The sequence below is a fragment of the Glutamicibacter sp. BW77 genome (assembly GCF_002332285.1).
Lineage (GTDB): Bacteria > Actinomycetota > Actinomycetes > Actinomycetales > Micrococcaceae > Glutamicibacter > Glutamicibacter bergerei.
In genome coordinates this window covers 1-14,056 of the sequence record NZ_NRGT01000029.1, presented here as the reverse complement: position 1 = coordinate 14,056, position 14,056 = coordinate 1, and the positions used below count along the sequence as shown (strand labels likewise).

Here is a 14,056-nt window from a genome sequence, read left to right as displayed (position 1 = left end):
AACTTTCGGGGACCAGTTCATAAGAACAGACGAGGGGGACCTTCCTAAAAGATATTCGTTACAGTTTAGCGACTGCGAGTTGCCGGGCTCGACGCGCGACGTGGGCCGCGTGAACGACCGCCGCCAGCTGGTGCGCCAGCTGAGTCGCCGCGTCCACCCTGACGTGGAGCACGGTTGCCACCACTTGGACGTTCCGCGTTAGCGTTGTGCCCGCCGCGCGATGGGCGCTCGGCGTTAGCCGAATGTCCGCCACGTGCTGGACGTTCCGCGTTGGCCGAGCCGCCGCGAGCTGGACGACGGTTCGAGCTCTGCTGGCCTTCGTCTTCGGAACGAGCGCCGCGACCTGGACGGCCACCGCGAGCACCATTACCGCCGTTGCCACCACGCGAAGAACCGTTACCGGCGCCAGCGCTGGTGCGCTTGCGTGGCGAAGCCTTTGGCTGTGCCGGAGCAACATAAGCAACCGGTGCGGCCACTTCGCCGACAACATCTGCCACGACTGCGGAGTTCAGGTTGACCTTCTCAAAAGGAACCTTCAAACCAGCCTGGCGAAGCAAGGTGGATACGTCGCCCTGCTGATCAGGGGTGCAAATGGTGACTACGGTGCCACTGGAGCCTGCACGGGCGGTACGGCCCGAGCGGTGAGTGTATGCCTTGTGTTCTGCCGGTGGATCAACGTGTACAACAAGTTCCACGCCGTCAACGTGAACGCCGCGAGCAGCAACGTCGGTGGCAACAAGAACCTTAGCCTCACCCGAGGAGAAGGCAGCTAGGTTTCGGTCACGAGCGTTCTGCGACAGGTTGCCGTGTAGGTCTACCGATGGGACGCCTGCCTTAGACAGGGCGATTGCCATCTTCTTGGCGTGGTGCTTGGTGCGCATGAACATGATGCGACGACCGGTGCCCTGAGCCAAAATGCGGATCAGTTCCTTCTTGTCATCGGCTGGAATCACGAAGACGTGGTGTTCCATGGTGTTCACTGCGGCTTCCGGAGCATCAACCGAGTGAATGGTTGGGTTGCTCAGGTAACGCTTAACAACCTTGTCCACACCGTTGTCCAAGGTGGCCGAGAAGAGCATGTGCTGGATGCCGGTTGGCATGCGGTCCATGATGCGGCGAACTACAGGCAAGAAGCCCATATCTGCCATGTGGTCGGCCTCGTCCAGAATCGAGATTTCAAGCTGGGACAGGTCAACGACCTTCTGCTTGATCAAGTCATCGAGACGACCCGGGCAAGCGATGACAATGTCAACGCCTTCGTTCATGGCCTTTTCCTGGCGGCTCTGGGCGACGCCACCGTAGATTACGGTGGTGCGCAAACCCGAGGCTGCGGCTAGCGGATCCACGGCCTTGGCGATCTGAGTCGCCAATTCGCGGGTCGGAGCCATGATCAGTGCGCGAGGGAAACGTGCCTTGCGACGCTGTGGACGCTGAGCCAGTCGGGCCACCATTGGAATGGAGAAGGCAAGGGTTTTACCCGAGCCGGTCTGTCCACGGCCCAAGACGTCGCCGCCGGCAAGAGTGGAGGGAAGGGTGGCTTCCTGAATTGGGAAAGCCGATTCAATGCCAAGGTCAGCTAGGACGTTGACAATGTTTTCGGGCACGCCGAGGGCGCTAAAAGTTGCAGTCATGCTCAAACTTTCTCTCTGATTCGCACGCCGGTTTTGGCGTTTGGTTTCGCCGAGCCAGGAGGAAGTCCGCAACTATGCAAAGAAAAGACACCAGCTGGTGAAGATCTTCGGAAGGGGGAAATCTAAACTGTCGACGAATGCGCACCGAGTTTTTCGGGAGAATCACCGAATCACTAAGAAGTGCGCACAGTTTTATTCTACAGGCCAATGACGGACTCCGGCAGTACCGGAGTCCGTCAGATCGACTAAAATCAGGAGATCTCAGACACTAAATCAGATTCTTTAGTCTCTTCGGGCTCTTTGGCCAGCTTCGAAGGCCACCAGACCTTCGGTCCAATTTCCTCCACCAGAGCAGGGACCAAAAGGCTTCTGACGATGAATGTATCGAGCAGCACGCCAAAGGCAACGATGAACCCAAGCTGCGCCAAGAACATGATTGGAACAACGCCTAAAGCTGCAAAGGTTGCTGCCAGCACCACACCTGCCGAGGTAATGACTCCGCCGGTAACCTTCAAGCCACGACGCATACCCTCACGCGTTCCATGCTTCAACGATTCTTCGCGCACCCTGGTCATCAAGAAGATGTTGTAGTCCACCCCCAGTGCTACCAAGAAGACAAAACCAAACAACGGTACGGCCGGATCAGCCCCCGAGAACTTGAATACGTTGTTGAATACCAGTGCGCTGACGCCCATGGCCGTCCCATAGGAAAGCACGGTGCTCAGGATCAGCAGCACCGGAGCCAGCACCGAACGCAGTAACAGCATCAGAATGATCAGAATGGCGCCCAGCGTCAACGGGATGATCTTGGCCAAGTCGGCAAGTGCCGTATCGGCGGTATCCAGTTGCGTCGCCGTAGTGCCACCGATTAGTGCTTCCGCGTCGGTCGCGTGGACCGCATCGCGAAGTGCAACGATCGTGTCCTTGGCAGCGTCCGAGTCGGCAGCGTCACTCAAGGTGATGGAGATCAGGCTACGACCTTCGACCACCTGCGGCGCTGCGCCGCGTTGTGCCATTGCCGGTCCACCATCTTCGGCTTGCAGATAAGCAGAATCCACCCCGGTGACATCTAGGACGTCTTCCAGCACGGTGGCCGCGTCAGCCTCGTTGACTACCGCGACTGCTGGCGAGCCAGATCCTCCAGGAAAGTGCTCACCTAAGGCAATTTGTCCGTCACGGGATTCAGAACCACCGATAACTAGTTCACTTTGCGGCACTCCATGGGCTTTGAGCCCAGTCACTCCCAAGGCGCCTACCGCCAGCAGGATGATCGTGAAGATCCAGATGGGACGAGGATGCGCCGCGACGAAGTTCGCGATACGCCCCCAGAGACCTTCCTTGACTGCCGCATGCCCACCTTGGTCTGCGACCCTCGGCGGAAATGGCCAGTAGGCGGCACGTCCGAGTAAACCCAGCGCCGCAGGAAGGAATGTTAGGGCGGCAATAATGGAGAAAATAATGCCACTGGCACCAATCGGGCCCAATGCTTTATTGGAGTTCAGATCCGAGAAGAGCAGACACAGCAGGCCAACGGTCACGGTGCCACCCGAGGCGACGATCGGTTCAAAGGACCTGCGCCAAGCCTTGGACACTGCCTGGAACTTGTCCAGTCCTTCGGACAAGGCTTCCTTATGGCGTGCAACGAACAGCAAGGAATAATCCGTGGCGGCGCCGATGACCAGGATAGACAAAATGCCCTGAGATTGCCCATCCAACCGGATCCAACCAGCATCAGCCATATAGTAGACGGTCACGATGGCCGCACACAGGGCAACCACTGAGGTGAGTAATACCGTGAACGGCAGTAGCAGCGAACGATAAACCAACAGCAAAATGACCAGTACCGCAACGAGTGCCACACCGAGTAGCACCCCGTCGATACCGCCAAAAGCCTCGGTCAGGTCGGCGGCAAAACCCGCCGGCCCGGTGACATAGGCGGTAGCGCCCTCGGGGGTCAGCTGTGCGGTCAGGTTACGTAATTCTTCGACGCCCACATTTGCTTTGACTTCACCACTGACGGGAACCAGAAGTTCCAGTGCCCGCTTGTCTTCGGAAATGAATGGTCCGGTGACCTCCCCATCGAGGTATTCATAATCGGCAAACCCCTTGGCTAACTGTTCCCCCGCAGCAGCGTCAAGCTGATTCTCGCTGGTAAACAGCACCACTGCAGGGACTGCGTCAGAGCTACGGAATTTGCTCTGCCATTCCAGCGCTTTGGTCGCTTCTGCGGTCGCGGGAAGAAAAGCTGCCTGGTCATTGGTCTGCACTTCGGAAAGTTTGCCGAAGGTGGGACCGCCTACACCAGCAATCGCTATCCAGATCAACACCAACAGCGAGTACACGATTACTCGAATACCCGCACCCTTAAACTTCGAGGGCCGGTGCGGCTTTGTCACGTGAGACACGGGTCAATCCTTTTTCTCGATGAGATAGTGGGGAGTCGAAAGCTAACGACGCATTTAGCTTATCAGGAAAGTATCTCTATGATCGAATGACTCTATTACATATACAATAACTTTTATGAGCAATAACCCCTCCCATCAGCTCGTGGCACTTCTGCGCGAATTTGCGCACGCAAGCGACAGATACGTTGAGTCCACCGGGGCCCTGCACGGAACTCACCGCACCGACATGAATGCACTGTCAATCATCATGAAATACCAGCAACAAGGCACCCCACCCTCACCTCGGGATCTGAGCCACGAGCTGCATTTGAGTTCGCCTGCGACCACCGCCATGCTTGACCGCTTAGAAAAGATCGGGTTCATTGAGCGCCAACGTACCGATAAGGATCGCCGTGTGGTGCGAATTGCGCTAACCGACAAGGCACGAACCGGCGGACGAGAAATGTTCATGCCCTTGGGCAAAAACATGCTTGATGCCATAGCTCATTACGACGCTGAACAGATTGCCCTGATTACGGATTTTATGGGCCGGATTATCGAAGGTGTCGACAGTGCGATAGTCGACGCCGCGTCACAGCACGATACTAAGTCTCAAAGTAGTACACCGAACGCCTAAGCTAATCTGGTGACACTTGCACTTTGGATCTCCCTGCTCGGCGCCTCCATCATCATCAGCTTCACCCCCGGCGCTGGGGCAATCAACACCATGACCAACGCCATGCGACTTGGCTTCCGCGGAGCTATCTGGGGAATTATCGGCCAACAGATCGCATTGCTCATTCACGTGATCATCGTTGCCGCCGGAGTGGGAATATTGGTCGCCAGTTCGCCGGCAATCTTTGCAGCCGTGCGCTACGCAGGCGCAGCCTATCTGGTGTATTTGGGCGTTCGGATGATTCTTTCCAAACCCGATGTCAGTTCAGAGTCAACGACCCAAACCCGCGTCTCGGGCCGCTGGGCAATGGTGCGCAGGGGAATTCTGGTGAACCTGCTGAACCCCAAGGCCATCGTGTTTTTCCTGGCCTTCACCCCACAGTTTATCCAACCGGGCCAACCACTGGCCCCGCAGTATGCCATCTATATCGGTACGATCATTGTGGTCGATATTCTCGTCATGTGGTTTTTCTTTGCCGCCACCGCACGCAGCTTCCAGCGTTTCACCACCACGGTGCGTGGCGCTAAGATCTTGAATTTAGTCTTCGGCACACTCTTTATTTTTGTCGCCGCACTTTTGCTCCTCATGCACTAAATCATCCATTGCGCTTGGTGCTTTCAAAGTTGCGCGCCGAGCATCTTCTAGACGAATACCGCACTTGTCGCAGGGCAGATTGAACAGCGCATAAACCAGATGACAAACCGATTTCTGCACTCGTTCACAGACCTAAACTAAATCGTGGCCTTTTTGTAGTCTTAAATCGGGCGCGTAGCTCTCGAAGGTTGGCCCGACTTGTGTCTAGACTGAGGACATGTTCCGGATAATGATCGTGTGCACAGGGAATATCTGCCGCTCGCCGATGGCCGAGTACATGCTCAAAGGCGCCCTCGCTGATGCAGGAATCTTAGAGGTTGAGCTCTTCTCCAGGGCAACCACCGACGGTGAGGTCGGCAACGGGATCGATCCACGTGCCGCGAACACGTTGCGTGCTCACGGAATTGACGCTTCGGAACACGTTGCCACGCAAATTGCCCAAAATGAGCTTGGTCAAGTTGATCTAGTGCTAGCCATGGATACCGACCACTTCGAATTTCTCGTTCCGCACTTAGCAGAGATAGATCAGAACGAACGTCCACAACTGCGCATGTTCCGGTCCTTTGACCCGGCCGTGGCTAACGAACCTCATGAAACCCAAGGAGTCTATGACCCTTGGTATGGAGATGCCGGAGATTTTAGAGAAACCTGGAAGATGGTTTCTGCCAGCCTGCCAGCCCTCGTTGATTATGTGCGGAGTAACATCGCCTCTCGTGGAAACCGATAGACCATATATTATTGCCCTCGACGGCCGTTCCGGCGCGGGCAAAACACGATTTGCTGCGGCTTTGGCGACCCTGCTGGGTGCCGAGGAAACCGTTAGTGTGCTGCACCTAGAAGATCTTTATCCCGGATGGGATGGATTGGGACAGGCCCGAGACCTCTACTCCAAGCTATTGCCAGATTTGGCAGCGGGCCACGAAGTTTCCTGGCACAGCTGGGACTGGGAGACTAACCAATTCGGCGCCCTCACCTCCTTTACCCCTGGTCTAGTGGTCATTGTTGAGGGAGTCGGCGCCGCCGGCGCCGCCGCACGTGAACACCTCGACGTGAGTATCTGGCTTGAGGCCCCTGCCGTGTTGCGCCGCGAACGCGCGCTGGCCCGTGACGGCGAAACATATCGCCCTTACTGGGCACGATGGGCTGACCAAGAGGCTGCATATCTGCAGGCAGAAGCCCCGAAGACCTACGCCACCATCATCTTGGACGGTGCCGCCGAACAAACTCCGGCCCATCAACTGCGCACAGTGCACCACTTCCTTCCCGAAAAATTACAACAATTGCTGCCGCGTGAAGAAGCGGTACAGGCACCTGAGCTACAACAAACTTTTAAGGCTCCGCAGGATGTGGCTGCTTTATTCGAGTCGCTAGCCCAAGGACTGCCAAAAGCCGCGTTGTTGGAGTCAACGAGCCATAAACTCACTGATCCTTTAGATCGTAATAGGTACTCTGTGCTCGCCCTGGCACTGGATCCGGCAGCGGCCACACTCACCAATGATGCCTCCGGAACCACCGTGTCCGTTGGCGGCAGCACCGTGCGTCTTAATGAGCAGTTCTTTACTGCCCTGCATCACCTCTGGCCCCAGCACGCAGATGTCGGCGGTGATTATCCGATGCCTCAATGGGTGGGCTATCTAGGCTATGAACTCAACCGCGAAGTGGGAGCGAAAGATCGCAGCGTCCAGCTTAGTGACGCCACCATTCGCCCCGATGCTCAGTTCTTTTGCCCGGACACCGTCCTAGTGGTGGACCACCGCTTGAATCGCTTAATGCTGCATTGCCCAACCCTTCGAGTACCAGAGCTCCGAGAGCTGATCAATGCCCTGGACACCGCTGGCTCCCGGCACTGTGTACCCTTACCTCCGTTGAGCTTCGAATGCGCCGATTCGGCCAGCGGATACCAGCAAAAAGTCCGGGCGGTGCAACAACAAATTTTTGAGGGCAACACCTACGAAGCCTGCCTCACTACGGTTTTGACGGCACAGACGCCAGAATTTTCACCCTTTGAGGCGTACTGTGCAATGCGCGAGTCCAGCCCGGCGCCCTTCGCCCACTACCTGCGCATGGACACACTGGAAGTTGCAAGTATCTCTCCGGAAAGATTCTTAAGTTTAGATTCCTCCGGCCACCTTCGCGCCGAGCCAATCAAGGGGACCCGTCCACGTGGCCGGGACGAAGACGAAGATTTTGCTTTGGCTCATGACCTTGCCACACATCCCAAAGACCGTGCCGAAAACATTATGATCGTTGACCTATTGCGCAACGACCTTTCGCATTATGCGATTCCCGGTTCGGTAGAGGTCAAACGGCTATGCGCGGTGGAAACGTATTCGACGGTACATCAAATGGTGTCCACCATTGATGCCACGCTTCGAGACCGGCGTGATGCAGCCTTGGCTTTACGCGAAGCATTTCCCCCGGGCTCAATGACCGGCGCACCCAAGCTTTCGAGCATGGAAATCTTAGACAACCTTGAAGGCCAACGCCCGCGGGGCCTCTACTCCGGCTCCGTGGGATACCTCGGTTACAACGGCTCAGCAGATTTTTCGGTGGTGATCCGCACCTTGGTCTGTGACCGGATTGCAGGCGGCGGTTGGGATTTGAGCCTTGGCTTAGGCGGTGCAATTACCGCGGATTCACAACCTCACGAGGAATGGGAGGAAGTGATCACCAAGTCTGTGGGCGTGCTGCGCGCATTAGGCGCACACTTCCCGTTGCGTCCTTAAGCGTTCGCTATTGCAAGGTTGCACTCAACCGGCAGACGTTATCGATCCAGCGCTGTAAGCGCGGACGGCGACGCCACTCGCTTAAGGTCAGCTCCGAAGAGATCTCACGGTATTGATCTTGAACTTCATTGACCGCGTTCACCATTTCCGGGCCAAGCATCATCACTGAGATTTCCATGTTCAAACTAAATGAACGCATATCCATATTTGATGAACCAACCACCGCAACATCGTCATCAGCGGTGAAGCACTTGGTGTGCAGCACCATCGGCGCCGGGTAACGGTAGATCCGGACCCCGGCCTGCAATAGTTGCTGGTAGTAAGACTGTTGCGCGTGGTGGACTAGGAACTGGTCTCCCTTTTCGCAGACATACAAGTTCACTTCCAACCCACGTTGCGCGGCGGTGGTGATGGCATAAAGCAGCGAATCATCAGGCACAAAGTATGGGCTAGTGATGTTCAACCGTTCGGTAGCCGAGTACATCAACGTGTTGAACAGTCGTAGGTTGTTTTCAGATTCATAACCTGGACCGCTGGGCAAAACTTGCGCCAGCGTAGTTCCGGGCTGATCTGCCAAGGACAGCGGGTGTGAAGCTTCGGTCAGATCCGACAGGACGTCGGTGGTGTCATCTTCCTGCCACCAGTCAGTGGCAAAGGTGACATCCAAACTACGTACCAGCGGACCTTCAACCCGGATCATCATCTCGACCCATTCCCGGCCAAGGTTGTGTGAGGACTCGCGCTTGTAACCCGGTTCAATGAGGTTCTGACTGCCGGTGAAGGCCATGACACCATCTACCACCAAGATCTTGCGGTGGTTGCGCAAGTCCGGACGCCTCCAGCGTCTGCCAATAGGATCAATGGGGAGCATGGCCCGCCATTCGATATCTGAGGCGCGCAACCGTTTTTTCAGGTCACGGTAGCCGGAGACACGTAAGGTGCCCAGGTGGTCAAAAAGCAGTCTGACGTTGACACCGCGCCGAGCTGCAGCTTCCAAGGCGTCAAGCACCGGACCAACATATTCTTCATCATCACCCATGATGTAGAACTGGATATGGACGTAACGCTGGGCTTTTTCAATGGCCTCTCGCATTGCTTCCAAAGATGCTTTGTAATTGGAAAGCACCTCAATTTTGTTTCCACCATCAAGTGGAAATGCACCGAGTTTGCGGTTGAGCACCACGACCGATTCCACCCATTCCTCCGAGGAGTGAAACTCCTCAGGAAGTTTCATATGGGAAGTGGCGTTGGTAATGCTTTCGTTTGCGCGAGCTTGTTTTTCTAAACGCCGCCGGGATAAACGTGGGTTAGCGAATAACAGGTACGCAACCAGTCCTGCCACAGGGATGAAATAAATTGCCAACAGCCATGCCATGGCGGTGGTAGGTCGGCGGTTTCCCGGGACGATGCCAATCATCACGAAGCGCAAAATAATGTCGATAGTGACGGCAACTGGCCAGAGCACTGCCCCCAGATGAAGCATAAATTCGCCACTAGGCAACATTCAGACACGTCCCGTTCTTTATTTCTTCATGACTTTCACGTGTTTTGCGCGGTCAAGTCCTCAAACTCTCTGCTTAGACTATCGTCCTGTGAGCGACTTGTTCGTCCTTGGAGCCTTTGATGGCGCGTAGAACAGTAAAGTTTCGATAATCTTTAACTATGAGCTCACTCGTATTCCTAGATCCGGCATATCCTGCCGGACGTCTAGCAGATATTAATGCACCCCAACTTCCAGTAACCGCCCAGGGCGTGACACGCGGAGACGGTGTGTTTGAGTCGATGCTTTACACCAACCAGGCAGTGCGCAAAATGGAAGCGCATTTGGCCCGCTTGGCTATCTCGGCCGAAACCTGTGATTTGGTCATCCCCGATGAACACCGCTGGCGTTCGGCCATTGATACGGCCGTCGCCGATTTTGATGCCGACGGCGGCGCCGAAGAAGCCGTAGTGAAACTCGTTGTTTCGCGAGGCTCCACGGATGCCGAACAGGCTCTTTGCTGGGTGACTGTTTCACCAGCACCACAGCTTGGTAAAGACCAGCGCGAAACAGGAATCGACGTCCTCCTGTTGGATCGTGGCTACGACTCAAAAATTGCCGAACGCGCCCCATGGCTGTTGATGGGTGCCAAAACCCTGTCTTATGCAGTGAATATGGCGGCCTTGCGCTTCGCGCAGAAACACGGCGCTCAAGACGTAATTTTCACTTCTTCAGATGGTGTAGTTCTCGAAGGCCCAACGTCTACGGTCTTGCTGGCGCAACGCGACGGCGACACCAAACGATTGATCACCCCGATGCTTGAAACCGGTATTTTGCCGGGGACCACGCAGAGCGCAATCTTTGACGCAGCCGAACAATACGGCTGGGAACTGGGCTACGGTCCGTTGCGCCCCGAGGACCTCTACAACGCTGATGGCGTCTGGTTGGTTTCCTCGGTACGCCTGCTCACGCCGGTACACACCATCGATGCCAAACCGCTGCGCTTGGACGCTGAGCTCCATGCGGAGCTCAGCGACCTGAGCGATTCAATTCGTTAGGTCCACACTAGGTTGAAGGTGCCCGCCCACAGGGCTGCACCGATGGCCGCCGAGCCAAGCAAAATACCAACTGTCAGCACCGCTGCATCACGCAAGGTGAAGGTTGCACTGCGTACCCAGGTGCGCGTTCCGGTACCAAAACCTTTGGCTTCCATAGTCACTGCGAGCCTTCCTGCGCGGCGCAACGCTTGGACAAGCAATGCCAATACCTGGCCAAGTTTGGCTTTCACCCGTTGTATCGGTGAGCGTAGGTCTCCCACTCCGCGCGCCCTGCGCGCCAAGGTGAGGGTGGTAAATTCTTCCACGAGTAAACCTAGCAATCGCATGCCTGCAAGTGCACCCAAGACGAAGCGGTGCGGCACCTTCAGCTGCTGAGCCAAGGCCCCGCCAAGATCGCTGGGATTGGTGGAACTCAGTAGCAGGACCGTGGGTACGGCTAAGGCCATGGCACGTAACCCGGTGGCGATTCCGGCATTCACCGATCCTTCGCTAATGCTAAGAATTCCTAGACTAATCAGTGTGGCCCCGGAGTCCTCACCCACCAAGGCGATCCCCCACGCGGCCAAGGCCCCAGCGATAATCAGTGGCCAGCTTCGGCGCAGGAAGCGTCCCACGCTCAAGCCCGCCAGCGGGAGCGCGAGCAGTGTGGCACCAATAATGACACAGGCCGAGACCCAGTCGATGGTAGAGATTAATGGCAAGGTTGCAGCCGCAACGGCTCCAAGCTTGGCCAGTGGGTTGATCTTTGTCAGCCAGCTGCGCCCCAAGGGAGCATCAAGCATTGGACCCTGCACAGCGATTCGACGCCCAGCATTATCAGCCTCACGAGTCAGATGCAGTGCCGACGCTTCTAGAGCACGGGCAAAATCCGCGTCGTGAGTCACCGCCACCACGCTGGTGCCCGAGCGCAACTCTTCGATGAGAATAGTTGCTAGTTCCAGCCACGTATTGGCATCTTGGCCAAAGGTGGGCTCATCTAGGATGAGCACATCGGGTGAGGCTGCAAGTACCGTGGCAACAGATAATCTGCGCTTTTCACCGCCAGAGAGCGTGAACGGATTAGCATCTGCCAGCGCCGTTAGCCCCAAGCGTTCAAGCAACTCCTCTACCCGTCGTTCCACCGCCTGGGAATCAAACTGATCCTGTTGACTGCCCGCTAGCCGTGCCCGTGTCGGTGCGAACGCTAGTTCTTCACGGACGCTCTGGGTGACGAATTGATGTTCTGGCTCTTGGAATACCGTCCCGATTCTGGCCACCAGCATCCCAGCTCGCCAGCTGAACGGGTCATTTCCCTGTCCTTGGGACAGTTGCGGACTTACCTCAAGCGTTCCGGAAGCCGGCTCAAGCAACCCGCCTAAGGTCAACGCCAAGGTGGATTTACCTGCACCATTTTCGCCGAGCACCACCAGCGCCCGGGAGGCGTGCAGTTCTAGGTTTACCGGTTGGGTTCGTTCCGCATGGATACCGCGCGATGCTTGAAGTTCAACCGCGGTCAGTAACTGTGCGCCAGCGCTGGTCCCCACCGGTTCGGTCACTGGAACAAAGCCAGGAACCCAGATACCCGAGGCAGCTAATTCACGACGAATTTTTTCATCGTCAAATAATGCCTGCGGATCTAGGTCATGAACAATTCCTCCACCCGGGGCAAGCACGAGGACTCGATCCACATGTTTGGCCCACGCCTGCAGACGGTGTTCCACCACGATCAGTGTTGCCCCGGTAGTATTCGCCGCGGCGAGTACTGCGTCTCGCAAGGGTTCGATACCTGCCGGATCAATATTTGCGGTGGGCTCGTCCAGCAGCATCAGGCCCGGATTCATTGCCAAGATTCCAGCGAGGGCAAGGCGTTGTTTTTGGCCTCCAGAGAGTTCCTGGGTGCGGTGCGCCAGGTCTAGGTCTCCAAGCCCTACCTCTTTGAGTACCTGTGGGATTCGGGCCCGGATGACTTCTGGGGCAATGCCAAGGTTCTCGGCACCAAAAGCGACGTCGTCACCAACTCGGCTCTGTACGATTTGAGTCTCGGGATCTTGCTGCATGAGACCGACGGGGAATTTCCGGGCAAAAGCATCTTGCTGGTGTATCTTTAGGACACCGGTAGCAATTTGGCGTTCATCTGCTTCCAGCACCCCGGCCAAGGCGTGCAACAACGTGGATTTTCCGGCGCCAGAGGCACCAAGCAAGAGTACTTTCTGTCCTGCAGGAATCTGTACGTTCAGTCCATGTAAGGCTGGAACTTCACGTTCGGCATGATGCCAACCAAAATCGCTGGCAAGAATTTCAAGTCCCCGCCCGGAAGTACGTTCGGCAGTGTGTGCTGCACTGGTGGTACTCACTTCAGACACGTCCCCACGGGCTTTCCAGATGGGCTGAGCGGCTGGTCAAGGCGCCCAGCGCACCGGTTTTTGCCAAGGCGCGAGTGGCTAGCCAAGTCAACAGCCCGGCAATGATCAGACCGGAAATACCGGTGGCAAATACGTGGAACAGTTTCATCGCTTCGGTATATTCCGCGACGTAGCCCATCAGGTAGGCTTCACCGATTCCGCCGAAAATACCGGTCATGAAGCCGGCGAGCAACGCTACGGGTAAATTCCAGCGGCGGTACCTGAAAGCAACAAAAATAACCTCAGCTCCCAGTCCCTGAATGACACCTGAGATTAGTACGCCCAGTCCCCACTGGGATCCTAACAATGCCGAAATGATGGCTGCGAGAAGTTCGCAGTACAGTGCGGCACCGGGTTTACGGATGATCAGCGCTCCGAGTACTGCTGGGAAAAGCCACAAGCCTGAAAGAAGCGCGGTACCTGGTGGGAACGCGACAAATGCGAGGCTGACAATTCCGTAGCCTGCGTTCCACGCCCAAAAGATGACGCCCGAGGCGACAGCGATCACTGATGCTACGACAATGTCTACCACGCGCCATTGCGCGCGAGTTGTTGCTGGTGCAACGTTCATAAGGTTGGTCCTCCTGTGTCAGGAGGGGAGATGCACGGACTCGTAGGCGTTTGATGGCGCACACAATCCGCATCCGAGATGCTCGACTTCCTTCGCCGGTACTAACCGGAGCAGGTTCGAGGGTCTGCGATCTATCGCACTCTCAGCGTCTGGCGCCGCGAACGGCATGACGCTCCCCTGTCGGAATGATTACTGCTCACCCACCATACCGCAGGTATGCTGGGTTACAGAACGAATCCCCAATACACGAATGCGAGGACCACATGAATCCAGTTCAGAAGCTGATCACCCTTGGAATTTCTATGGGTGCAGGAATGCTCGGAAGTAAGCTCATTGACAAGGTATGGCAGGGATTCACCGGAAATGCTGCACCTCGCAAGGGCAGCGAAGAAGCCGCTGAAGCCTCGATGCGTCAAGCTCTAGCCTTCGCAGTCTTTTCCGCCGCAGTCGCAGCAATTCTTCAGGTGCTCGCCGAACGCGGAACAAACAAAGCGATCTCCAGGTTCAGCAAGTAATACTGTGTACTTATAGTTGTGGGGCGGGCCTTCTGGCCCG

At 56.3% G+C, this 14,056-nt stretch carries 11 protein-coding genes and 1 riboswitch; of the genes, 6 read left to right on the top strand and 5 right to left on the bottom strand.

The genetic code is table 11. From position 1 onward, the window contains the following. Positions 1-65 precede the first annotated feature (65 nt). On the bottom strand, positions 66-1,631 hold the full coding sequence (locus tag CIK74_RS02795; protein WP_096254257.1) for a DEAD/DEAH box helicase: 1,566 nt from the start codon (positions 1,629-1,631) through the stop codon (positions 66-68). Between the two features lie 251 nt (positions 1,632-1,882). After that, positions 1,883-4,036, bottom strand: coding sequence for an MMPL family transporter (locus CIK74_RS02790; protein ID WP_240520442.1), 2,154 nt, complete (start codon positions 4,034-4,036; stop codon positions 1,883-1,885). Between the two features lie 115 nt (positions 4,037-4,151). Here CIK74_RS02790 and CIK74_RS02785 point away from each other — a divergent pair, with 115 nt between their 5' ends. The 4 genes from CIK74_RS02785 (at position 4,152) to CIK74_RS02770 (ending at position 8,011) form a co-directional block, all read left to right on the top strand. Further along, the gene (locus CIK74_RS02785; RefSeq protein ID WP_096254256.1) at positions 4,152-4,652 is read left to right on the top strand and encodes a MarR family transcriptional regulator; all 501 of its coding nucleotides are present in this window, start codon (positions 4,152-4,154) and stop codon (positions 4,650-4,652) included. Between the two features lie 9 nt (positions 4,653-4,661). Beyond that, positions 4,662-5,285 (top strand): LysE family transporter, encoded by a 624-nt coding sequence (locus CIK74_RS02780; protein WP_096254255.1) that lies wholly within the window; start codon positions 4,662-4,664, stop codon positions 5,283-5,285. A gap of 229 nt (positions 5,286-5,514) precedes the next feature. Further along, positions 5,515-6,012 (top strand): low molecular weight protein-tyrosine-phosphatase, encoded by a 498-nt coding sequence (locus CIK74_RS02775; RefSeq protein ID WP_240520441.1) that lies wholly within the window; start codon positions 5,515-5,517, stop codon positions 6,010-6,012. After that, entirely contained in the window at positions 5,999-8,011 is a 2,013-nt protein-coding gene (locus tag CIK74_RS02770; protein WP_170947712.1) for a chorismate-binding protein, read from the top strand. Before CIK74_RS02775 ends, CIK74_RS02770 begins: the two co-directional genes overlap by 14 nt. A 7-nt stretch (positions 8,012-8,018) precedes the next feature. Here CIK74_RS02770 and cls read toward each other — a convergent pair whose 3' ends face one another. Continuing rightward, positions 8,019-9,494 (bottom strand): cardiolipin synthase, encoded by a 1,476-nt coding sequence (cls, locus tag CIK74_RS02765; protein WP_229676915.1) that lies wholly within the window; start codon positions 9,492-9,494, stop codon positions 8,019-8,021. 179 nt (positions 9,495-9,673) lie between these two features. Between cls and CIK74_RS02760 the strand changes: the two genes are divergently transcribed. Continuing rightward, entirely contained in the window at positions 9,674-10,549 is an 876-nt protein-coding gene (locus CIK74_RS02760) for an aminodeoxychorismate lyase (protein WP_096254251.1), read from the top strand. Here CIK74_RS02760 and CIK74_RS02755 read toward each other — a convergent pair. After that, the gene (locus CIK74_RS02755; protein WP_096254258.1) at positions 10,546-12,882 is read right to left on the bottom strand and encodes an ATP-binding cassette domain-containing protein; all 2,337 of its coding nucleotides are present in this window, start codon (positions 12,880-12,882) and stop codon (positions 10,546-10,548) included. The genes CIK74_RS02760 and CIK74_RS02755 overlap by 4 nt on opposite strands. 1 nt (position 12,883) lies before the next feature. Then, on the bottom strand, positions 12,884-13,501 hold the full coding sequence (locus CIK74_RS02750) for an ECF transporter S component (RefSeq protein ID WP_096254250.1): 618 nt from the start codon (positions 13,499-13,501) through the stop codon (positions 12,884-12,886). A 70-nt stretch (positions 13,502-13,571) separates the two neighbouring features. After that, positions 13,572-13,690, bottom strand: a riboswitch (TPP riboswitch). 74 nt (positions 13,691-13,764) lie between these two features. Here CIK74_RS02750 and CIK74_RS02745 point away from each other — a divergent pair. After that, complete coding sequence (locus CIK74_RS02745; protein ID WP_096254249.1) at positions 13,765-14,016, top strand: DUF4235 domain-containing protein; 252 nt, start codon at positions 13,765-13,767, stop codon at positions 14,014-14,016. Positions 14,017-14,056 lie beyond the last annotated feature (40 nt).